This window comes from Streptomyces sp. NBC_01788 (genome assembly GCF_035917575.1).
Classification (GTDB): domain Bacteria; phylum Actinomycetota; class Actinomycetes; order Streptomycetales; family Streptomycetaceae; genus Streptomyces.
Genome location: NZ_CP109090.1, coordinates 2,382,986 through 2,405,308, shown reverse-complemented (window position 1 = coordinate 2,405,308; position 22,323 = coordinate 2,382,986). Strand labels below are relative to the sequence as shown.

The window sequence follows — 22,323 nt, the reverse complement described above, 5'->3', positions numbered from 1 at the left end:
GGTCAGCCGCGCAGCACCAGCGCCTGGCCGGCCACCACCAGCAGGACGTGTTCGCACTCGGCGGCGAACGCGGCGTTCAGGCGGCCGAGTTCGTCGCGGTAGCGGCGGCCGGAGGCGGTGGCGGGGACGATGCCGGAGCCGACCTCGTTGGAGACCGCCACCACGGTGCGCCGGGTGGCGCGCAGGGCGCCGGTCAGGGCGGTCACCCGTTCGCGCAGGGCGCGTTCGCCGCCGCCCGCCCACTCGGCGTCGTCCCAGGCGCCGACGGAGTCCATCGCGTCCGTCAGCCACAGCGACAGGCAGTCGACGAGCAGCGGCGGGCCGTCCTGTGCGAGCAGCGGCACCAGGTCGCACGTCTCGGTCGTGCGCCACGAACCCGGCCGCCGCTCCCGGTGCGCCGCCACCCGGTCCGCCCACTCGGTGTCCCCGCCGCGGGTGCCGCCGGTGGCCACGTACAGCACGCCGGGGAAGCTCTCCAGCCGCCGCTCGGCCTCCACCGACTTGCCCGAACGCGCCCCGCCGAGCACCAGCGTGCGCCGGGGAACGTCCGGTACGTCCGATTCACGTGCCCCGACCGTCAGCGTCGTACCGTCCGGCACGGCCCGCGCCCCCGCCGCCGCGAGCCGCCGGCGCAGCTCGTCACCCGGCGGCACGTCGTGGTCGAGGTGGACCGCGACGACGTCCGTGGCCGGCCCCACCGCGCCGACCGCCCGCAGCCTGGCCGACGCGTCGGGGCGCCCCAGCACGTCCGCCAGGAGCATGTCGTACGTCTCGGCGGAGCCCTCCTCCAGACCGGCCGGCGCGCCGCCAGGCGGCAGGTACAGCAGCCGCCGGCCGTCCGGGCCGGTCACCGCGTACCCGGTGCCGGGAGCGTCCAGCGCCACCGCCCGCACCCGGTGCCCGCTCGGCAGCGTCAGCTCCCGCCCGTCCGGCACCCGCTCCGGCTGCGGCAGCCCGGCCGGCACCTCGAGCGCCGGACCGTCGTGCGGGTGCGACAGCAGCACGTGCCCCACCTCGCCCAGCGAACGCCCCGCCCGCGCCGCCGCGAACGCCGCGCCGGGGGTCAGGTCCAGCAGCAGCACCCCGTCCACGAGCAGCGCGGTCGCCGCCCGCGCGTCCGCGCCGAGCGCGGTCGCGCAGGCCGCGCAGGGACAGTCGGGGCGGGGCAGTCCCGCGGGGGCACCGGTGCCGAGCAGAGTCACGTCCACGGACCCGATTTTCGCCTGCCGCCGCCGGAGGCGCGCATCCGGCCGGGCTCTGTCCGGCGACGGGCGCGGAAAGCCGGCGCCCGCCACCGGACCGTGGCGCGCATGCCGGATCCCGTGTCCTGGGCATGATCCACCGCACAGGCGGGAAGCTCGCGAGAGGCCCGCCTGCCGCGGCACTAGGCTGCGGGCAGAGGGCCGGACCGGGTCCGGCCCGCGCTGTGCAGTGTGCTCATACCAGGGAGGCGTACATGGCGGCATGGACGTGGCGGTTCGAGACGACCGACGGGACGGAGGTCCAGCCCGCGGTGCAGCCCGAGGAGTTCACCACGCAGGGCGACGCCGAGTCCTGGATCGGGGAGAACTGGAAGGCACTGGCCGACGGCGGCGCGGACCAGGTCCGGCTGTTCGAGGACGCCAAGGAGATCTACGGCCCGATGAGCCTGCACGCGGACGAGGCCTCGGCGTAGAGCCTGGGGGCCCGGGCGGCCGCCGATGGACGGCCGCCCCCGCTCACTGCTCGCCCAGCGTCACGTCCACTGTCTTCCGGCTGTTGTCGCGTGAGTACGTCACCGTCGTCCGCTGCCCCGGCCGGTCGGCGGCCAGTGCCTCCGACAGCGAGGTGATGGTGGTGATGTTCCTGCCGCCGACCTTGGTGATGATGTCCCCGGACCGGATGCCCGCGCGCGCCGCGGCCCCGCCCGACTTCACGTCCACCACCGCGACCCCGGCGGGCTCGTAGTTCACGTCGACGACGGTGCGCCCGGTGATGCCGAGCGCGGCCCGGCCGGAGTCGACGACCTTGCCGTACCGCACGATCTGTCCGGCGATCGTCTTCGCCGTGGACGCCGGGATCGCGAAACCGATGCCGGGCGCCGCGCTGCCGCCGAGCTGCGGATCGGCGGCGGCGAGTGTCGGGATGCCGATGACCTGGCCGTTCAGGTTCACCAGCGCGCCCCCGCTGTTGCCCGGGTTGATCGCGGCCGACGTCTGCACCATGCCGGCGATCGTCGCCCCCGTGCCGCTGTCGCTCTGCCCCTCGCTGACGGTGCGCCCGGTCGCCGACACGATCCCCTGGGTCACGCTCGACGACAGCCCGAGCGGTGAGCCCATGGCCAGGACGATCTGCCCGACTTCGACCTTCCCCGACTCGCCGAACGTGGCCGCCTTCAGCCCGTGGGGCACCCGGTCCAGCTTGACGACGGCGAGGTCCTGGTCCGGGTACGAGGAGACCAGCGTGGCCGTGAGCGACGCCTCGCTGTTCGCCGTGGTCACGCGGAACGTCTTCCCGGTCCCGACGACGTGCGCGTTGGTGACGATGTGTCCCTTGTCGTCGTACACGACCCCGGACCCGAGCTGGTTGCCGGACTGGATCTGCACGACCGAAGGCAGCGCCTTCTTGATCACCCGCATGTAGTCGCTCTGCAGGTCGTTCGCCGCGGTCGAAGCGGCCGGCCGCCGGACACCGGCGGGGTCGGGCCCACCGGAGGTGTCCGACCCGCTGGCCGCCGCCTGCGGGTCGGCCGCCGGGTGGCACCCGGACAGCACCGCGGCACAGCAGACGAGCCCGGCGAGCACAGCGACCGACCGCGAAGCATGGGCACGGGCACGGGCACGCACGGGAAAGACATCCATGCCCCGAGTCTCTCCACGCCCCGCACCCCCGGCTCCCGGTACGCACCCGAACGGGCGGCGAGCACGGGCGGCCGACGCCAGGCCCGGATCGTCAGCCGCGTACCCCGCACAGATGCAGCAGTGCCGCCACCGCGCGGTAGGGGTCCGTGCGGCCGGCTCGTTCCTCCGCTGCCAGAAGGGTTTCCAGCGTCTCGGTGTCGGCCGGCGGCTCCGCGTCGTCCGCCGCCGTGTCCGTGAAGACCCGCACGCCGTACCAGGTGCGCAGCGGCGCCCCGATCCCGGCGAGGGTCGCCGTCAGGTGGGCGAGGCGGTCCGCCCGCACCTCGAGGCCCAGCCGGTTGCGGTACGCCGTCGTGTCGAACGCCGTCAGCGCCGTCGGCCACTCGCCGGACAGTCCCGGGCGCAACGCCAGCGCGTCGCCGTTGCGCACCAGCAGCGACAGCAGGCCGCCCGGCGCGAGCATCCGGGCCAGCCCCGCGAGCAGCGGGTCCGGCTCCTCGATGTACATGAGCACCCCGTGGCACAGCACCACGTCGAAGCTGCCCGGCAGGAAGTGCACGCCGGTGTCCTGGCCGTCGCCCTCGACGATCCGCATCCGCGCCCGGATGCCCTCCGGCTCGGCGGCCAGCGCGGCACGCGCCACGGAGATCATCGTCTGGTCCCGTTCGAGACCGGTGACCTGGTGCCCGGCCCGGGCCAGCCGCAGCGCCTGCGTGCCCTGGCCCATCCCCACGTCGAGCACGCGCAGCCGCTGCCCGACCGGGTACCGCCCGGCTATCTGCTCGTCGAGCTGCCGGGCCACCAGTTCCTGTCGTACGACGTCACGCAGCCCACCCAGTTTGTTCAGCCAGGCGTCCGCGGCATCCTCGGAGAAAGCGGTCGCGCTCAGGGCCGCTCCCCGCGCTTGACCTGCGGCTTGGGCAGCCGGAGCCGGCGCATCTGGAGGGAGCGCATCAGGGCGTAGGCGACCACGCCGCGCTTGTTCTGATCCGGGAAGCGCTCGCTCAGGCGCTTCCTCAGCCGGAAGCCGCTGACCGCCGAGTCCAGCACGATCAGGGCGATCACCACGAGCCACAGCAGCAGCGCGATGTTCTGCAGCGCGGGCACCCGGACCATGCTCAGCACCAGGATGACCACGGCCATCGGCAGGAAGAACTCCGCGATGTTGAACCGCGAGTCGACGAAGTCCCGCGCGAACCGGCGCACCGGGCCCTTGTCACGGGCCGGCAGATAGCGCTCGTCGCCGCTGGCCAGCGCCTGGCGCTGCCGCTCCAACTGGACTCGGCGCTCCTCGCGCTGCCGCTTCGCGGCATCCTTGCGCGTCATCGACGTGTTGGCGACACTGCGGCGCTGGGAACGCGCCTCACTCCGCTTGGGTGTGGGGCGGCCCTTGGGGGCCTGCGGGTCGCGGGACTGCTTGGAGAAGCTCACCGGTGCCTTGTCGGCGACCGGGGCCTTCTCTTCCTTGGCACGGCTACGGAACACAAAACCCAAGGGTACGGGCTTGACCCGCATGGACCCCAGTCCCGCGGGGAACGATCCGGCAACACCGATCGTCTGTAGGGGGGACAGAGGGGACGTCGCGACCACCGTCGCCCGTCGCTCAGGGGGCAACCTCCTCCCTGCGCCGGAGCGGAAACGGACGCAGTCGTCCTTGGGGATGACCGTATCCGCTCCCGAACAGTGCGGTAATGGTCACAGGGCCCGTACTGTGGGTTCTGTCGCAGAGCTGTGAGCTGGAGTCCGTCAGAAGGGGGCGCGCGAAGCCCATGAGCGGTGTCATGAAGCGTATGGGGATGATCTTCCGCGCGAAGGCGAACAAGGCCCTTGACCGGGCCGAGGACCCGCGCGAGACCCTCGATTACTCGTACCAGAAGCAGTTGGAGCTGCTCCAGAAGGTGCGGCGCGGTGTCGCGGACGTGGCGACCAGCCGCAAGCGCCTCGAGCTCCAGCTGAACCAGCTGCAGCAGCAGTCCGGCAAGCTGGAGGACCAGGGCCGCAAGGCGCTCGCCCTGGGCCGTGAGGACCTGGCCCGCGAGGCGCTCTCGCGCCGCGCCGCGCTCCAGCAGCAGGTGACGGACCTCCAGACGCAGCACGCCACGCTCCAGGGCGAGGAGGAGAAGCTCACCCTGGCGGCCCAGCGCCTGCAGGCCAAGGTCGACGCCTTCCGTACGAAGAAGGAGACCATCAAGGCGACCTACACGGCGGCCCAGGCGCAGACCCGGATCGGCGAGGCGTTCTCCGGCATCTCCGAGGAGATGGGCGACGTCGGCCTGGCCATCCAGCGGGCCGAGGACAAGACCGCGCAGCTCCAGGCCCGGGCCGGCGCGATCGACGAGCTGCTCGCCTCCGGCGCCCTGGACGACCCGTCCGGGCTGGCCAAGGACGACATCCAGACCGAGCTGGACCGGCTCTCCGGTGGTACGGATGTGGAGCTGGAGCTCCAGCGCATGAAGGCGGAGCTGGCTGGGGGTACCTCCCAGGCTATTGGCTCTGGGGGAGGGTCGTCCGGGGACCGGCAGGCGATCGAGGGCGGCGCGGGCGAGGGCCGGAACCAGCGGCAGCCGCAGGACACCCCCCGCTTCGACAAGCAGTAGCCGCGTCGAGGCAGCCATGTCACCGACAGCCGGGGCCACGCCGAGGAGGGCGACATGATCGTACGGATCATGGGAGAGGGACAGGTGAGGCTGGCCGACGGCCACCTCGCCGACCTGAACAAGCTGGACGACGAACTCCTGGCCGAAATGGAGAAGGGCGACGGCCCCGGCTTTCGTCGCACCCTCGCGGCCCTGCTGTCCAGGGTCCGCGAACTGGGCGAGCCCGTGCCGGACGACTCCCTGGAGCCGTCCGACCTGATCCTCCCCTCCGCGGACGCCACCCTGGAGGAGGTCCGGGACCTGCTGAGCGACGACGGCCTCATCCCCGGGTGAGATCAAGCTGAGGCCGGTCGGGCCCGGGGGAGGTCCGGGTAAGGCCCCCGGTGGCGTCACGGTGACGAGCGACGGCCCGTCCGGGCAGCACGGCAGCCCCCGGGCGGGGCCCGCATCGCATGCGGCCGCCGTCTCCGCGTCGGACTCCGCCGCGCCCCGTCCCGGACTCCGCCGCGCCCCGTCCCGGACTCCGCCGCGCCCCGCGCCGGACGCTGCCGTCGTCCGCGTCCCGGATTCCGCCGTCTCCACGCCTCACCCTGACGTGTTCCGCGGTGCCCCGCGTCGGCCCCTGTCGTCCCCGCGCCGGACTGCGGCGTTCCCGCGTCGGACGCCCCAGTCCCCGTGCGGCGTGCCACCCCGTACCGTAGGCAGGCGTGACCACCCTCGATCGCGCCCGATGCCGGCTGAAGGCGCACCCCCTCGCACTGGACGCGGCCCTCGCGGCCGGTGTCCTCGTGTGCATGGTGGTCGGCTCCTTCGTGGGCCCGCGCGGCGACCACGTCGTCAGCTGGGGGGTGCGCAGGCCGGACCTGCTCAGCATGCTCCTCATGGTCCTCGGCGCCGCCGCCCTCGTCCTGCGCCGCCGCGCCCCCCGCGCCGTCCTCGCCGCCACCGGCACCATGTCCGTCGTCGAGTTCGTCACCGGGGACCCCCGCGCCCCCGTCGCCATGTCCGCCGTGGTCGCCCTCTTCACCGTCGCGGCCGCCACCGACCGCCTCACCGCCCTGCGCCTGGGCCTGGCCACCATGACCGTGCTGACCGGCGCCGCCATGCTCGCCGGGCCGATGCCCTGGTACGCGCAGGAGAACCTGGCGATCTTCGCCTGGACGGGGATGGCCGCCGCCGGCGGTGACGCCGTCCGCAGCCGCCGTGCCTTCGTGCACGCCATCAGGGAACGCGCCGAGCGCGCCGAGCGCACCCGTGAGGAGGAGGCCCGCCGCCGCGTCGCCGAGGAACGCCTGCGCATCGCCCGCGACCTGCACGACGTCGTGGCCCACCACATCGCCCTGGTCAATGTGCAGGCCGGGGTCGCGGCCCACGTCATGGACAAGCGGCCCGACCAGGCCAAGGAGGCCCTCGGGCACGTCCGGGAGGCCAGCCGCTCCGCGCTCGACGAACTGCGTGCCACCGTGGGCCTGCTCCGGCAGTCCGGCGACCCGGAGGCCCCCACGGAACCGGCCCCCGGCCTGGACCGCCTCGACGAGCTCGTCGGCACCTTCCGCAACGCCGGACTGCACGTCGAGGTCGCCCGCGCCGACCACGGCACCACCCTGCCGGCCGCCGTGGACCTGGCCGCGTACCGGGTCATCCAGGAGGCCCTCACCAATGTGCACAAGCACGCGGGCACCCGGGCGAAGGCGGAGGTCAGCGTCGTGCGCGTCGGGCCGCACATCGAGATCACGGTCCTGGACGACGGGGCCGGCCGGACCGCGGGCACGCAGCCGGGCGGCGGGCACGGGTTGCTGGGCATGCGCGAGCGGGTCACCGCCCTGGTCGGCACCCTCACCACCGGCCCCCGCTACGGCGGCGGCTTCCGCGTCCATGCGATCCTGCCGGTCGAGACCCGCACGCGCGCCCCGGGGGACCCCGTATGACGATCCGTGTCCTGCTCGCCGACGACCAGGCGCTGCTGCGCAGTGCCTTCCGGGTGCTCGTCGACTCCGAGCCGGACATGGAGGTGGTGGGGGAGGCGTCCGACGGCGCGGAGGCCGTACGGCTCGCCAAGGAGCAGCGGGCCGACGTGGTGCTCATGGACATCCGGATGCCCGGCACCGACGGCCTCGCGGCCACCCGCATGATCAGCGCCGACCCCTCCCTCGCCCAGGTGCACGTGGTCATCCTGACCACCTTCGAGGTGGACGACTACGTGGTGCGGTCGCTGCGCGCGGGCGCCAGCGGCTTCCTCGGCAAGGGCAGCGAACCCGAGGAACTGCTGAGCGCCATCCGGATGGCGGCGAGAGGGGACGCGCTGCTGTCCCCGCTGGCCACCAAGGGCCTGATCGCCCGCTTCCTCGCCCAGGGCGACGCGTCGGACGACGACCGCGACCGGGCCCGCCCCACCCGGCTGGACGCGCTGACCGTGCGGGAGCGCGAGGTGCTCGTCCAGGTCGCCGGCGGCTACTCCAACGACGAGATCGCCGAGCGCCTGGAGGTCAGCCCGCTGACCGTGAAGACCCATGTCAACCGGGCCATGGCCAAGCTCGGCGCCCGCGACCGGGCTCAACTCGTCGTCATCGCCTACGAGTCAGGACTGGTCCGACCCAGGCCGCAGTGAGCGGCCCCCGCGGCCGCGCCCGGCCCGGTACGTCCAGGGGTGGAGCGCCGCGCACACCGCGTACTGCGCAGGGAGTAGGAGCCGCCGCGGAAATGGACCAGGGGGCTACGGATCCGCGTCCGCGCGTGCCCGAAGGTGTAGGGGTGGCGCTCCCTGTGTGCGCCCGTGCCGCCTGCCGCTCACAGAATAGAGACCCTGACCCATGTCCTGGCTGTCCAGATTCAGCCTCGCGCAACGGGCCCTGATCGGACTGATGTCGATCGTCGCGCTCGTCTTCGGGGCGATCGCGATACCCCAGCTCAAGCAGCAGCTCCTGCCCACGATCGAGCTTCCCGTCGTGTCCGTGCTGGCGCCCTACCAGGGCGCGTCGCCGGACGTCGTCGAGAAGCAGGTCGTCGAGCCCCTCGAGAACAGCATCAAGGCCGTCGACGGCATCACCGGCGTCACCTCCACGGCCAGCGAGGGCAACGCCGTGCTCATGGCGTCCTTCGACTACGGCAACAACACCAAGCAGCTCGTCGCCGACGTCCAGCAGGCCGTCAACCGGGCCCGCGCCCAGCTTCCGAGCGACGTCGAGCCGCAGGTGGTGGCCGGTTCCACCGACGACATGCCCACCGTCGTCCTCGCCGTCACCTCCGACAAGGACCAGCAGGCCCTGGCCGACCAGCTCGGCAAGACGGTCGTACCGGAGCTGAAGAACATCGACGGCGTGGGCCAGGTCACCGTCAACGGCGTACGGGACCTCCAGGTCACCGTCACCCCGGACGACAAGAAGCTCGCCGCGGCCGGCCTCGGCTCCGCCGCCCTGAGCCAGGCCCTCCAGGCGGGCGGCGCCACCCTTCCGGCCGGTTCCTTCGACGAGGACGGCGCCAACCGCACCGTCCAGGTCGGCGGCGGCTTCACCTCGCTGAAGCAGATCCAGGACCTGATGGTGGCCGGCGAGGGCGCGGGCGCGAAGAAGCCGGTCCGGCTCGGCGACGTCGCCACCGTCAAGCAGGAGCCGGCCAAGAGCGACTCCATCACCCGTACGAACGGCAGGCCCAGCCTCTCCGTCGTCGTCACCATGGACCACGACGGCAGCGCGGTCGCCATCTCGAACGCCGTCGAGGACAAGCTGCCCGCCCTGCGCGACGCGCTCGGCTCCGGGGCGAAGATCACCGTGGTCAGCGACCAGGGACCGGCCGTGGCCAAGGCCATCGAGGGCCTGACCACCGAGGGCGCGCTCGGCCTGCTCTTCGCGGTCCTGGTCATCCTGGCCTTCCTGGCCTCGGTCCGCTCCACGCTCGTGACGGCGGTGTCGATCCCGCTCTCCGTGGTCCTCGCGCTGATCGTGCTGTGGACCCGCGACCTGTCGCTGAACATGCTGACGCTGGGCGCGCTGACCATCGCCATCGGCCGGGTCGTCGACGACTCGATCGTGGTCCTGGAGAACATCAAGCGCCACCTCGGCTACGGCGAGGAGCGCCGCGAGGCCATCCTCACCGCGGTGCGCGAGGTGGCCGGCGCGGTGACCTCCTCCACGCTCACCACGGTCGCCGTGTTCCTGCCGATCGGCCTGGTCGGCGGCATGGTGGGCGAGCTGTTCGGACCGTTCAGCCTCACCGTCACCGCGGCCCTGCTGGCCTCGCTGCTGGTGTCCCTGACGGTCGTGCCGGTGCTGTCGTACTGGTTCCTGCGCCCGCCGAAGGGCACGCCCGCCCAGGCCGAGGAGGCCCGCCGCCGGGCCGAGGAGAAGGAGGCCGCCAGCCGCCTCCAGCGCCTCTACGTCCCCGTCCTGCGCTTCGCCACCCGGCGGCGCCTGACCAGTGTCCTGATCGCGGTCGTCGTCCTGTTCGTCACCTTCGGCATGACCCCGCTGCTGAAGACGAACTTCTTCGACGACGGCGACCAGAAGGTCCTCAGCATCAAGCAGCAGCTGAAGCCGGGCACCAGCCTGGCGGCGACGGACGCGGCGGCCCGCAAGGTCGAGCACGAGCTCGCCGAGGTCGACGGGGTCAAGGACTACCAGGTCACGATCGGCTCCTCCGGCTTCATGGCGGCCTTCGGCGGCGGTACGGACACCAACCGGGCCTCCTACCAGGTGATGATCGAGGACTCCGCGTCCGCCGACGACGTGCGCACCCGCATCGAGGACCGCCTGCACAAGCTGTCCGGCATCGGCACCACCACGATCGCGGCCGGCAGCGGCTTCGGCGACCAGGACCTGAAGGTGGTCGTCAAGGCGGGCGACTCCGACGCGCTGCGTCAGGCCTCCGAGCAGGTCCGCAAGGCGGTCGCCGGGCTGAAGGACGTCACCGACGTCACCAGCGACCTGTCGCAGAGCGTGCCGCGCATCTCGGTGCGGGCCAACGACAAGGCGGCGGCGGCCGGCTTCACCGACCAGAGCCTCGGCATGGCCGTCGCCCAGGCGGTCAAGGGCACCAACGCGGCCAAGGCGATGCTGGACGACACCGAGCGGAACGTCGTCATCCGGTCGGCGAAGCCGGCGACGACCCTGGACGAGCTGAAGAACCTGCGGCTCGGCCCCGTGAAGCTCGGCGACATCGCGACCGTCAAGCTGGTCGACGGACCGGTGTCGATGACCCGGATCGACGGTCAGCGCGCCGCCACGATCACGGCCAAGCCGACCGGTGACAACACCGGCGCGGTCAGCGCGGACCTCCAGTCCAAGATCGACGCACTGAAGCTGCCCGCGGGCGCGACGGCCGAGATCGGGGGCGTCACCTCGAACCAGAGCGACGCCTTCAAGAACCTCGGCCTGGCCATGCTGGCGGCGATCGCGATCGTCTTCATGCTGCTGGTCGCGACCTTCCGCTCGCTGGCCCAGCCGCTGATCCTGCTGGTCTCCATCCCGTTCGCGGCCACCGGCGCGCTCGGCCTGCTGATCCTCACGGGCACGCCGATGGGCGTCCCGGCGATGATCGGCATGCTGATGCTGATCGGCATCGTGGTGACCAACGCGATCGTGCTGATCGACCTCGTCAACCAGTACCGCGAGCAGGGCTACGGAATCGTCGAGGCCGTGGTGGAAGGCGGCCGCCACCGTCTGCGCCCGATCCTCATGACGGCCCTGGCCACGATCTTCGCCCTGCTCCCGATGGCCCTGGGCATCACCGGCCAGGGCGGCTTCATCGCCCAGCCGCTGGCCGTGGTCGTGATCGGCGGCCTGATCACCTCCACCCTGCTGACCCTGCTCCTGGTCCCGACGCTCTACGCCGTGCTGGAACTCCGCAAGGAGCGCCGGGCTAAGAAGCGCGCGGCGAAGCGGGCCACGGCGGAGGAGAAGGTGCTGGAAACCGCCGGCGTGTAAGCACACCGCGCGAACAACGGCGAAGGCCCGGTCCACTTGGAGTGGACCGGGCCTTTCCCGTCTCGCGACCGCCGTGCGGTGGCCGCAGCCGCTACGGCAGCGCCAGCATGCGCTCCAGGGCGAGCTTGGCGTGGCCTTCCGTCTCCTTGTCCACCTGGATGCGGTTGACCAGGTTGCCCTCGGCGAGGGACTCCAGGGCCCAGACCAGGTGGGGCAGGTCGATGCGGTTCATCGTGGAGCAGAAGCAGACCGTCTTGTCAAGGAAGACGATCTCCTTGTCCTCGGAGGCGTAACGGTTCGCCAGCCTGCGTACCAGGTTCAGCTCCGTGCCGATGGCCCACTTGGAACCGGCCGGCGCGGCGTCGAGCTTGTTGATGATGTACTCGGTCGACCCGACGTAGTCCGCCGCGGCCACGACCTCGTGCCTGCATTCGGGGTGCACCAGCACGTTCACCTCGGGGATCCGCTCGCGGACGTCGTTCACCGAGTCCAGGCTGAAGCGGCCGTGCACCGAGCAGTGGCCCCGCCACAGGATCATCTTCGCCGCCCGCAGCTCCTCGGTGGTGAGCCCGCCGTTCGGCTTGTGCGGGTTGTAGACGACGCAGTCGTCGAGCGACATGCCCATGTCCCGTACGGCCGTGTTCCGGCCCAGGTGCTGGTCGGGCAGGAACAGGACCTTTGTTGTTGAAGGCTCCCCCTGCTGGAAGGCCCACTCCAGCGCCCGCTCGGCGTTCGACGACGTGCAGATGGTGCCGCCGTGCTTGCCGGTGAACGCCTTGATGTCGGCGGAGGAGTTCATGTACGACACCGGGACGACCTGGTCGGCGATCCCGGCCTCGGTGAGCACGTCCCAGCACTCGGCGACCTGCTCGGCCGTGGCCATGTCGGCCATGGAGCAGCCGGCCGCCAGGTCCGGCAGGACCACCTTCTGCTCATCGGACGTCAGGATGTCCGCGGACTCGGCCATGAAGTGCACACCGCAGAACACGATGTACTCCGCCTCCGGGCGCGCGGCCGCCTCCCGGGCCAGCTTGAAGGAGTCGCCCGTGACGTCGGCGAACTGGATGACCTCGTCGCGCTGGTAGTGGTGGCCGAGTACGAAGACCTTGCTGCCGAGCTTCTCCTTGGCCGCGCGGGCCCGGGCCACCAGGTCCGGGTCGGACGGGGAGGGCAGGTCACCGGGGCACTCGACGCCGCGCTCGCTCCTCGGGTCGGCCTCCCGGCCGAGGAGCAGGAGGGCGAGCGGGGTCGGCTGGACGTCGAGGTCCTGGGTCTGGGCGGTGGTCACGACACGCACCCTTTCTACTTTTCGTCGAACTGACGCTATATATCATAGCCGCTTCACGTCACTTTGACGATGTTCATAGTGTCCATGTGACGTGAATCCCGGCATCAGGTCCGCATTCCCACTCGTGTGCGAGCATGAAGAGGACGAGCCTGGAGAAGAGAAAAAGCACGCGCCCGGCCCGGAATGATTCCGCGGCCTTGCCGGTTGCACTCGTCGGCAAGCAGTCTCCGTACAACCCGGGAGAGATGTAGATGTCCGTATCGGACGAGACCACCACCGTCACCGACGGCATCATCCTGACCGACGCCGCCGCGTCCAAGGTCAAGGCCCTGCTCGACCAGGAAGGCCGTGACGATCTCGCCCTGCGTGTCGCCGTCCAGCCCGGCGGCTGCTCCGGCCTGCGCTACCAGCTCTTCTTCGACGAGCGTTCCCTCGACGGCGACGTGGAGAAGGACTTCGACGGGGTCAAGGTCGTCACCGACCGCATGAGCGCCCCCTACCTGGGCGGCGCCACCATCGACTTCGTGGACACCATCGAGAAGCAGGGCTTCACGATCGACAACCCGAACGCGACCGGTTCCTGCGCCTGCGGCGACTCCTTCAGCTGATCCGCGCACGGTAGGACACGAAAGGCGGCGGACCCGTTCACGGGTCCGCCGCCTTCCTGTTCTCCCTGTTTCTTCCTGTTCTCCCGAAGGCGTCAGCGGGCGAGTGAGGGCGACTCCGGCAGCCGCGCTCCCGGCCGCTCCAGGGGGATCGCCTGCCCGTCCGTGCCGACCACCTCGCGGTCGCCGAGCGGCCGGTCCAGGTGCACGGTGCGCTGGTACTCCTCGGCGATCATGATGCAGACCGTGTCCGGCCACGCGGTCTCGGTCACCGTGACCGTCACCCGGCCGGAGCTCTCCCGCACCGACGCCCGGTAGTCGGCGCACACCCCGCCCTCGAAGCGGACGGTCAGCTCCTCGCCCTCGGTGCGGTAGCCGGTCACCGTCACGGTGTGCGTGGCCGGGGCGCCGTCCGAGCCCCTCGGCGCCGGACTCGTCCGCTGCGGCTGCCCCGAGGGCGGCGGGGTCGAGGTCAGGTACTCCGGTTCGACGGCCGGGTACGCCACCGTGGAACCGGCGTCCTGCCCGGCCGGCGCCTTCACCTCGAACAGCCAGGACGGGACGAGCGTCTGCTGTCCCCCGGAGGAGTGCGCGGCTAGACCGAAGACGGCCTTGCCGATGGTGACGGCGTTGTCCGGGGCGGGGGAGTCCGCCTCCCCGCACGGTGCCTCCAGGCGGTCCTTGTGCGGTACGGGAGTGGCGCAGCCGCCGATGCCCATGCGGTGGCCGGCCCGGGGGACCCTGTTCATCAGGTCAAGCGTCCTGCGCGCGCTCAGCACGGGGTAGGTGTCGCCCTTCACCGGCGCCTTGAGCTGACCGCTGCCCCCGACCACCTCGCCCTGTCGGTCGATGTTCAGGCCGGTCGTCCAGCCGTACGTGGGCAGCCCGCCGATCCGTGGATCGGCGTTGACGACCCGGAGGTCACCCATGGTCTGGGTGGCGTCCGCCTTGGCGTCGTCCTGCCCCAGGGCCTTGAGCACCGGGGCCGCCGCCTTCAGTGCCGCCGCCGTGTTCACCGGGTCGGCGGACGGGTCCGCCGGGTGGTGCATGCACAGGGCGCCCTTGCAGTCGTCGGAGCCCGGCGCGATCCGGTTGAACGTCCAGGCGCCCGGCGCCTTCCGCTCGACACGGAGGGCCGGCCCGGAACCGTCCTTCCCGGACCCGACCCGCCACGCCTCGGCGTCGGCCACCGGCGTCCCGTCGACGCCGAGCGCCTCGGCGAGCCGGGCCACCTCGTCCCGGGTGACCTCGCCCCGCGCCCGGTACACCGGCGCCGAGCCGGGCCCGTCCGGCAGCGGGCCGGCGACCCGGTACGTCGTGCCGTACGGGTTGGGCTCACCGGGCGCGATTCCGTTCGTACCGCCGGAGCCGGGGGCGGTGTAGCCGTCGAGTACGAGCGGCCGCGGCGTGCCGTGCCCGCCGGACGCCGCCGTATGCCCCCCGGGATCCGCGGCGAGCACGGCCCCGCCCCCGCCCACCAGCAACACGGCGGCGGCCACCGACGCGATCACCACAGGCGACCGCCCCCGCCTGCCCCCGGCTCGCCCCTCACCGTCCGGCGCCCCGGTGACATCCGGAACTCGCGGAATCCGCGGGGCTCCGGTGCCGTCGGCGCCCTGCGGGGCATCCGGACCGCCGACCGCCTGCGAGACCTCCTGGACCTGCGGAGCTTTCGGAGTCACCGGAACCCGGGGGGCCTCACTCGAGCCCACCGAGCCATCCGAACCCCGCGGGGTTACCCCCTCCGGGACCCCACCCGCCGACCCGTCCCCGGCTTCGCCCACAGACTCGGCTCGGGCCTCGACCTCGGGCTCAGTGCGCCCCGCGGGCCCGGACCCGACGCCGAAACCGGCCCGGACTTCGCGTCCCGCCTCGGCTTCGGCCTCGGGACCGGTCTGGTCCTTGGGACCGGCCTCGCTCACGGGCTGGGTCTGAGCTTCGGGCTTGGACTGGACGTCGGAGCCGGTCCCGGCTTGGCCTCCGGCGTCAGCCTGGGCCGCCGGCCGCGCCTCGGCCCCGTCCTCGGGTCCGGCCTGGTTCTTGGAGTCGGCCTCGTTCGCGAGCTGGGCTTGAGCCTCGGGCTTGGACTGGACGTCGGAGTCGGTTCCGGTTTCGCCTGCGAAGTCAGCCTGGGCCGCAGGCCGTGTTTCGGCTTCGGGTCCGGTCTGGTCCTTGGGGGCGGACTCGATCGCGGGCTGGGTGTGGGCTTCGGGCTTGGACCGGACGTCGGAGCCGGTCCCGGCTTCGCCTCCGGCGTCAGCCTGGGCCGCCGGCCGCGCTTCGGCCTCGGTTCCGGTCTGGTCCTTCGGGTCGGCCTTGTTCGTGGGCTCGGCGTGAGCCTCGGGCTTGGACCGGACGCCGGAACCGGACCGGGCTTCGCCTCCGGACTCGGTCCGAACCTGGGGCCCCGCGTCGGCCCCGGCCTGGTTCTTGGGGGCGGCCTCGTTCGTGGGCTCGGCGTGAGCCTCGGGCTTGGACCGGACGCCGGAACCGGACCGGGCTTCGCCTCCGGACTCGGTCCGAACCTGGGGCCCCGCGTCGGCCCCGGGCCTGGCCTTGTCCTCGGACCTGGGTTCAGACCGGGCTCCGGACGAGGACCCGGCCCCGTCTTCCGACGTGGACCCTCCCTTGGGCTCGGATCGAGTCCCGGACTCGGGCCCGGCCTCCGACTCGGGCCCGGCCCCGGTCTCGGCCTCGGTGTCAGCCTCCGTGTCGGGCTCCGATCGTTCCTCGGGCGCGGAGCGGGTCCCGGTCCCGGCCTGGTCCTCGGGCCCGGGCCGGGTCTCCGGGGCCGGGGCCTCCGGCCCGGGCGCCTTTCCCCGGGTCCGGGATTCCTCGGCGGTGTCCGGGGACTCGTTGTCGTGGTCGGGTCGCTCGGTGTTCACCGCATCGCTCCTTCGCCTGCACAGGTGCTGTTTCACGTCGTAGCCCGCATCCCCCGGGTGGGGGACGGCGATGGGACGCGGTGGGGGAGCGCGCGGTTCCCTGCCGTACGCCGGTCGGGTCACGGCCGTACACCGGTCGGGGCGCGGGCGGTGGAACGCCGGCCCGGTCGGGTGCCGTCAGCGAGAGGGCATCCGTGGGGATATGGCGGGCGCGGCCCCGGCGTGGCGAGCGGCGGCGTGGGCAGCGACCGCAGGAGCGGGTAGCGTGAACTGTCAATCCCCCCTGACTCCAGGAGCGTCCACGCCGTGCGCATCGCAGTCACCGGCTCCATCGCCACCGACCACCTCATGACCTTCCCCGGCCGATTCGCCGACCAGCTCGTCGCGGATCAGCTGCACACGGTCTCGCTCTCCTTCCTGGTCGACCAGCTGGACGTCCGGCGCGGCGGAGTCGGCGCCAACATCGCCTTCGGCATGGGCCAGCTCGGCACCCGGCCGGTCCTGGTCGGCGCCGCCGGACCCGACTTCGGCGAGTACCGGGCCTGGCTGGACCGGCACGGCGTCGACACCTCCTCGGTCCGCATCTCCGAGACCCTGCACACCGCCCGCTTCGTGTGCACCACCGACGCCGACCACAACCAGATCGGCTCCTTCTACACGGGCGCGATGAGCGAGGCCCGCCTCATCGAGCTCAAGACCGTCGCCGACCGCGTCGGCGGTCTCGACCTGGTCCTGATCGGCGCGGACGACCCGGAGGCGATGCTCCGGCACACCGAGGAGTGCCGCTCGCGCAGCATCCCGTTCGCCGCCGACTTCTCCCAGCAGATCGCCCGGATGAACGGCGACGAGATCCGGATACTGCTGGACGGGGCGACGTACCTGTTCTCCAACGAGTACGAGAAGGGCCTCATCGAGTCCAAGACCGGCTGGAGCGACGCCGAGATCCTCGACCGCGTCGGCCACCGGGTCACCACCCTCGGCTCGCGCGGCGTCCGCATCGAGCGCGCCGGCGCCGACCCGGTCGAGGTCGGCTGCCCGGACGAGGAGCGCAAGGCCGACCCGACGGGCGTCGGCGACGCCTTCCGCGCCGGGTTCCTCTCCGGCCTCGCCTGGGGCGTCTCCCTGGAGCGCGCCGCCCAGGTCGGCTGCATGCTGGCCACGCTGGTGATCGAGACCGTGGGAACCCAGGAGTACCAGCTTCGCCGCGGCCACTTCATGGAGCGCTTCACCAAGGCCTACGGCGACGACGCGGCCCGCGAGGTCCGCACCCACCTCGCCTGACGGGGCGCAGGACCCAGGAGATCTAGGAGACCCGGCGGACGACGTAGGCCGAGCCCTCGTCCGCCGGCTCCTCGCCCACGTACTCCTGCCCGCGCATCTCGCACCACGCCGGAATGTCCAGCCGCGCCGCCTCGTCGTCGGACAGGACGCGCACCGTGCCGCCGACCGGCACGTCCCCGAAGACCTTGGCCAGCTCGATCACCGGGATCGGGCAGCGCCTGCCGAGGGCGTCCACGACCAGCGCGTCCTCCGGCACGGCGGCCGGTGCCGCCGCGGCCGGCGCCCCGAGCTTCTCCCGCACCCCCGCCACCGCGCCCGGCAGGACGGCCAGGAACCGCTCGACCTCCTCCTCCGGCGTCCCGGACGGCAGCGACACCCGCACATTGCCCTCGCTCAGCACGCCCATCGCCTTCAGGACATGGCTCGGCGTCAGCGTGCTGCTCGTGCAGGACGAACCGGAGGAGACGGAGAAGCCCTCGCGGTCCAGTTCGTGCAGCAATGTCTCCCCGTCGACATAGAGACAGGAGAAGGTGACGACGCCCGGCAGACGGCGGACCGGGTCGCCCACGACCTCCACGTCCGGTACCAGTCGCGGCACCCGCGCCCGGATGCGCTCCGTCAACTCCCGCAGCCGTACCGCCTCCTCGGCCGCCTCCGCCCGTACCGCCCGCAGCGCGGCCGCCGCCGCGACGATCGCCGGGATGTTCTCGAACCCGGCCGCCCGGCCCGACTCCCGCTCGTCCACCGGCCCGCGCGGCGCGAACCGCACCCCCTTGCGCACGACGAGCAGCCCGGTCCCGGACGGCCCGCCCCACTTGTGGGCGCTCGCCGTCAGCAGCGACCAGTCGCCGCCGACCGGGCCCCAGGCCAGCGACTGCGCCGCGTCCACCAGCAGTGGGACGCCCGCCGTCCGGCACACCGACGCCACCTCGGCGACCGGCTGCTCGGTGCCCACCTCGTGGTTGGCCGACTGGAGGCAGGCCAGCGCGGTGTCCTCCCGCAGCACCGCCTCGTACGAGCCCACGGCCACCCGGCCCTGCCGGTCGACCGGCACCCGCGTGACCGACCCGCCGTCCGCCTCGTGCGCCTCGGCGGAGTGGAGCACCGAAGAGTGTTCGACCTCTGACACGATCAGGTGGCGTCCGACCCGGCGGCGACCCGCCAGCGCCCCCGCGATCCCGCTGTGCACGGCACGCGTCCCGGACGAGGTGAACGTCAGCTCGTCGGCCCGGCAGCCCACCGCCTCCGCGGCCGCCTCCCGGGACGCGTCCAGCAGCAACCGGGCCCGGCGGCCCTCGCGGTGGAGGCGAGCGGGGTCGGCCCACCCCTCGTCGAGGGCGGCCAGCAGCGCCTGCCGGGCGACGGGATGAAGGGGAGCACTGGAAGCAGCGTCGAAGTAGGCCACACGTCAACGCTAAGCGCTGCCGGGGACATCCAGTCACGACAAAGGGTGCATACGCTCCTCATCGGGCGCCCCGAAGCCCCCTCACAAACCGGTCCACGAAGGGGTATCCCACCCCTTCGGAGCGACCCGCCGCGCGTATGGCACCCTCCCCGCGACCCGCCCGAAGGCGTCCAGTAGGGTTTGGTCCGCATAAACATCCAAACCCCTGCCCGACGCAGGGCCGCGACCGACCAGCGAGAAGGCCGCAGCCGAACAGCGCGGGCGAGACTCTCGGGAAGGCGCTACGTGAGTCCCAACGGCTCCGACCGCTCGCCGCGGCGCCCGATGCGGCGGAAGCTGCTGCAGGCACTGACTGCGGGCCTGGTCCTGGCGACCGCGACCGGTTGCACATACAAGGACTTTCCCCGGCTGGGTATGCCCACCCCGACCACGGAGGAGGCTCCCCGGATCCTCTCGCTGTGGCAGGGGTCCTGGGCGGCCGCGCTCGCCGTCGGCTGCCTGGTGTGGGGTCTGATCCTGTGGAGTGCTTTCTTCCACCGGCGCAGCCGCACCAAGGTGGAGGTTCCTCCGCAGACCCGGTACAACATGCCCATCGAGGCGCTGTACACGGTGGTCCCCCTTGTCATCGTCTCGGTGCTCTTCTACTTCACGGCCCGTGACGAGTCCAAGCTCCTGGACCTCTCCAAGAAGCCGGACGTCACGGTGAACGTCGTCGGCTACCAGTGGAGCTGGGCCTTCAACTACATCGAGCCGGTCGCCGGTTCGTCGGGCGACGCGAAGACCGACAAGAACCTGAACGCGATTCCGGACCGGTTCAAGGCGGACTTCCCGGTGAACGCCGGCGGTGTCTACGACTACGGCATCCCGGGGACGCGGAACCCGCAGAACGGCAACCCCGGCCCCACCATGTGGCTGCCCAAGGGCAAGACCGTCCGCTTCATCCTCACCTCGCGCGACGTCATCCACTCGTTCTGGGTGCTGCCGTTCCTGATGAAGCAGGACGTCATCCCCGGCCACACCAACTCCTTCCAGGTGACCCCCACCATGGAGGGCACCTTCCGGGGCAAGTGCGCCGAGCTGTGCGGCCAGGACCACTCCCGGATGCTGTTCAACGTGAAGGTCGTCTCGCCCGAGCGCTATGAGCAGCACCTCAAGGACCTCGCCAAGAAGGGGCAGACCGGTTACGTTCCCGCAGGCATCGCGCAGACGAGCCACGAGAAGAACCGGGAGACGAACAAGCTGTGAGCATCCTCAACGAACCTCAGGGTGCCGCGGCAGCTGAGGACTCTTACGAGAGCGAGCTGCCGGTCCGGCGCAGGCAACCGGGCAATCTCGCGGTGAAGTGGCTGACGACCACCGACCACAAGACGATCGGAACGCTGTACCTGGCGACGTCGTTCGCGTTCTTCTGCATCGGCGGCGTGATGGCGCTCCTCATGCGCGCCGAGCTGGCCCGTCCGGGCCTGCAGATCATGTCGAACGAGCAGTTCAACCAGGCGTTCACGATGCACGGCACGATCATGCTGCTGATGTTCGCGACGCCGCTGTTCGCGGGCTTCACGAACTGGATCATGCCGCTGCAGATCGGCGCCCCGGACGTGGCCTTCCCGCGGCTGAACATGTTCGCCTACTGGCTCTACCTGTTCGGCTCGCTGATCGCGGTGGGCGGTTTCCTCACCCCGCAGGGCGCGGCCGACTTCGGCTGGTTCGCGTACGCCCCGCTGTCGGACGCGGTGCACTCGCCGGGTCTTGGCGGTGACCTGTGGATCATGGGTCTGGCCTTCTCCGGCTTCGGCACCATCCTCGGCTCGGTCAACTTCATCACCACGATCATCTGCATGCGCGCGCCGGGCATGACCATGTTCCGCATGCCGATCTTCACCTGGAACGTGCTGCTGACCGCGGTGCTGGTCCTGCTGGCCTTCCCGGTCCTGGCGGCGGCCCTGTTCGCCCTCGAGGCGGACCGCAAGTTCGGTGCCCACGTCTTCGACGCGGCCAACGGCGGTGCGTTGCTGTGGCAGCACCTGTTCTGGTTCTTCGGGCATCCCGAGGTGTACATCATCGCGCTGCCGTTCTTCGGCATCGTCAGTGAGATCATCCCGGTCTTCGCCCGCAAGCCGATGTTCGGTTACATGGGCCTGATCGGCGCGACCATCGCCATCGCCGGTCTGTCGGTGACGGTGTGGGCGCACCACATGTACGTCACGGGTGGCGTGCTACTGCCGTTCTTCTCGTTCATGACCTTCCTGATCGCGGTCCCGACCGGTGTGAAGTTCTTCAACTGGGTCGGCACCATGTGGAAGGGAAGTCTCTCCTTCGAGACGCCGATGCTGTGGGCGACCGGCTTCCTGATCACCTTCGTCTTCGGTGGTCTGACCGGTGTGATCCTGGCCGCGCCGCCGCTGGACTTCCACATCTCGGACTCGTACTTCGTGGTGGCGCACTTCCACTACGTCGTCTTCGGCACCGTGGTGTTCGCGATGTTCGCCGGATTCCACTTCTGGTGGCCGAAGTTCACCGGCAAGATGCTCGACGAGCGCCTCGGCAAGATCACCTTCTGGCTGCTGTTCATCGGCTTCCACGGCACCTTCCTGATCCAGCACTGGCTGGGCGTGGAGGGCATGCCGCGCCGGTACGCCGACTACCTGGCGGCCGACGGCTTCACCGCGCTGAACACGGTGTCGACGATCTTCTCGTTCGTGCTCGGCCTGTCGGTCCTGCCGTTCTTCTACAACGTCTGGAAGACCGCCAAGTACGGCAAGCCGGTCGGCGTCGACGACCCGTGGGGCTACGGCCGCTCCCTGGAGTGGGCGACCTCCTGCCCGCCGCCGCGGCACAACTTCCTCACCCTGCCGCGGATCCGCAGCGAATCCCCGGCGTTCGACCTGCACCACCCCGAGATCGCCGCGCTCGACCAGCTCGAGAACGCCGGTCACGGCGAGAAGGCCCTCGCTGGCGGCAAGGAGGCCGGCAAGTGAAGATCCAGGGCAAGATGTTCATGTGGCTGAGCGTCTTCCTGCTCGTCACCGCCATCGTCTACGGCGTGTGGTCGAAGGAAGCGGTCGGCACGACGGCGCTCTTCATGGCCTTCGGCCTGTCCATCATGATCGGCTTCTACCTGGGCTTCACGGCCCGGCGGGTCGACGTGGGCGCCCAGGACAACAAGGAGGCGGATGTCGCCGACGACGCCGGCGAGATGGGCTTCTTCAGCCCGCACAGCTGGCAGCCGCTCGGCCTCGGCATCGGCGGCGCGCTGGCCTTCCTCGGCATCGCGGTCGGCTGGTGGCTCGTCTACTTCGCGGCGCCCATCATCATGATCTCCGTATGGGGCTGGGTCTTCGAGTACTACCGCGGCGAGAACCGCACCCAGTGACCCTCGCGGGACACCGCTGAACACCAGGGAGTCCGGACTCTCCACCTGGAGAGTCCGGACTCCCTCTTTTGGCCGAGCGATTCCCTCGGATGGGTGATCCACCGCGCCGGAGGTGACGAAGCTCCCTAGCG

18 protein-coding genes are annotated in these 22,323 nt (G+C 71.6%); 11 read left to right on the top strand and 7 right to left on the bottom strand.

Going from position 1 to position 22,323, the window contains the following annotated elements:
- Window positions 1-2 precede the first annotated feature (2 nt).
- Complete coding sequence (locus tag OIE49_RS11080) at window positions 3-1,208, bottom strand: bifunctional adenosylcobinamide kinase/adenosylcobinamide-phosphate guanylyltransferase (protein ID WP_326802171.1); 1,206 nt, start codon at window positions 1,206-1,208, stop codon at window positions 3-5.
- Window positions 1,209-1,456: 248 nt separating this feature from the next.
- On the opposite strand from OIE49_RS11080, the gene OIE49_RS11075 reads away from it, so the two are divergent.
- Window positions 1,457-1,675, top strand: coding sequence for a hypothetical protein (locus OIE49_RS11075; protein ID WP_100572282.1), 219 nt, complete (start codon window positions 1,457-1,459; stop codon window positions 1,673-1,675).
- Window positions 1,676-1,718: 43 nt separating this feature from the next.
- On the opposite strand, the gene OIE49_RS11070 is transcribed toward OIE49_RS11075, so the two are convergent.
- The 3 genes from OIE49_RS11070 to OIE49_RS11060 form a co-directional block, all read right to left on the bottom strand.
- Window positions 1,719-2,840 (bottom strand): S1C family serine protease, encoded by a 1,122-nt coding sequence (locus OIE49_RS11070; protein ID WP_326802170.1) that lies wholly within the window; start codon window positions 2,838-2,840, stop codon window positions 1,719-1,721.
- Window positions 2,841-2,931: 91 nt separating this feature from the next.
- Window positions 2,932-3,642 carry a class I SAM-dependent methyltransferase gene (locus OIE49_RS11065; protein WP_100572284.1) on the bottom strand — a complete coding sequence of 237 codons (711 nt, stop codon included), beginning with the start codon at window positions 3,640-3,642 and terminating at the stop codon, window positions 2,932-2,934.
- Window positions 3,643-3,725: 83 nt separating this feature from the next.
- Complete coding sequence (locus OIE49_RS11060) at window positions 3,726-4,325, bottom strand: DUF3043 domain-containing protein (RefSeq protein WP_326802169.1); 600 nt, start codon at window positions 4,323-4,325, stop codon at window positions 3,726-3,728.
- A 296-nt stretch (window positions 4,326-4,621) separates the two neighbouring features.
- On the opposite strand from OIE49_RS11060, the gene OIE49_RS11055 reads away from it, so the two are divergent.
- The 5 genes from OIE49_RS11055 (at window position 4,622) to OIE49_RS11035 (ending at window position 11,355) form a co-directional block, all read left to right on the top strand.
- Window positions 4,622-5,437 carry a PspA/IM30 family protein gene (locus OIE49_RS11055; protein WP_326802168.1) on the top strand — a complete coding sequence of 272 codons (816 nt, stop codon included), beginning with the start codon at window positions 4,622-4,624 and terminating at the stop codon, window positions 5,435-5,437.
- Window positions 5,438-5,491: 54 nt separating this feature from the next.
- The gene (pspAA, locus tag OIE49_RS11050) at window positions 5,492-5,770 is read left to right on the top strand and encodes a PspA-associated protein PspAA (RefSeq protein ID WP_100572286.1); all 279 of its coding nucleotides are present in this window, start codon (window positions 5,492-5,494) and stop codon (window positions 5,768-5,770) included.
- Window positions 5,771-6,144: 374 nt separating this feature from the next.
- Entirely contained in the window at window positions 6,145-7,365 is a 1,221-nt protein-coding gene (locus OIE49_RS11045) for a sensor histidine kinase (protein ID WP_326802167.1), read from the top strand.
- Entirely contained in the window at window positions 7,362-8,045 is a 684-nt protein-coding gene (locus OIE49_RS11040; protein ID WP_326802166.1) for a response regulator transcription factor, read from the top strand. Before OIE49_RS11045 ends, OIE49_RS11040 begins: the two co-directional genes overlap by 4 nt.
- 202 nt (window positions 8,046-8,247) lie before the next feature.
- Entirely contained in the window at window positions 8,248-11,355 is a 3,108-nt protein-coding gene (locus OIE49_RS11035; protein ID WP_326802165.1) for an efflux RND transporter permease subunit, read from the top strand.
- A 91-nt stretch (window positions 11,356-11,446) separates the two neighbouring features.
- On the opposite strand, the gene nadA is transcribed toward OIE49_RS11035, so the two are convergent.
- Window positions 11,447-12,652 (bottom strand): quinolinate synthase NadA, encoded by a 1,206-nt coding sequence (gene nadA / locus OIE49_RS11030; RefSeq protein ID WP_326802164.1) that lies wholly within the window; start codon window positions 12,650-12,652, stop codon window positions 11,447-11,449.
- Window positions 12,653-12,894: 242 nt separating this feature from the next.
- Here nadA and erpA point away from each other — a divergent pair, with 242 nt between their 5' ends.
- Window positions 12,895-13,251 carry an iron-sulfur cluster insertion protein ErpA gene (gene erpA, locus OIE49_RS11025; RefSeq protein ID WP_100572291.1) on the top strand — a complete coding sequence of 119 codons (357 nt, stop codon included), beginning with the start codon at window positions 12,895-12,897 and terminating at the stop codon, window positions 13,249-13,251.
- A 92-nt stretch (window positions 13,252-13,343) separates the two neighbouring features.
- Here the strand turns inward: erpA and OIE49_RS11020 are convergent, their stop codons facing one another.
- The gene (locus tag OIE49_RS11020) at window positions 13,344-16,133 is read right to left on the bottom strand and encodes a hypothetical protein (RefSeq protein ID WP_326802163.1); all 2,790 of its coding nucleotides are present in this window, start codon (window positions 16,131-16,133) and stop codon (window positions 13,344-13,346) included.
- A 306-nt stretch (window positions 16,134-16,439) separates the two neighbouring features.
- Here OIE49_RS11020 and OIE49_RS11015 point away from each other — a divergent pair, with 306 nt between their 5' ends.
- On the top strand, window positions 16,440-17,414 hold the full coding sequence (locus tag OIE49_RS11015; protein ID WP_326802162.1) for a carbohydrate kinase family protein: 975 nt from the start codon (window positions 16,440-16,442) through the stop codon (window positions 17,412-17,414).
- A 22-nt stretch (window positions 17,415-17,436) separates the two neighbouring features.
- On the opposite strand, the gene OIE49_RS11010 is transcribed toward OIE49_RS11015, so the two are convergent.
- Window positions 17,437-18,819: a cysteine desulfurase/sulfurtransferase TusA family protein gene (locus tag OIE49_RS11010; protein ID WP_326802161.1), complete on the bottom strand. Its 1,383-nt coding sequence runs from the start codon at window positions 18,817-18,819 to the stop codon at window positions 17,437-17,439.
- A gap of 285 nt (window positions 18,820-19,104) precedes the next feature.
- Between OIE49_RS11010 and ctaC the strand changes: the two genes are divergently transcribed.
- From ctaC to OIE49_RS10995, 3 genes are read left to right on the top strand one after another with little or no spacing between them, the layout of a single operon-like run.
- A complete protein-coding gene (ctaC, locus tag OIE49_RS11005; protein WP_326802160.1) occupies window positions 19,105-20,064 on the top strand; it encodes an aa3-type cytochrome oxidase subunit II in 960 nt (319 codons plus the stop codon).
- Complete coding sequence (ctaD, locus tag OIE49_RS11000; protein WP_100572295.1) at window positions 20,061-21,797, top strand: aa3-type cytochrome oxidase subunit I; 1,737 nt, start codon at window positions 20,061-20,063, stop codon at window positions 21,795-21,797. Before ctaC ends, ctaD begins: the two co-directional genes overlap by 4 nt.
- Window positions 21,794-22,192, top strand: a complete 399-nt coding sequence (locus OIE49_RS10995) for a cytochrome c oxidase subunit 4 (protein ID WP_326802159.1) — start codon at window positions 21,794-21,796, stop codon at window positions 22,190-22,192. Before ctaD ends, OIE49_RS10995 begins: the two co-directional genes overlap by 4 nt.
- Window positions 22,193-22,323 lie beyond the last annotated feature (131 nt).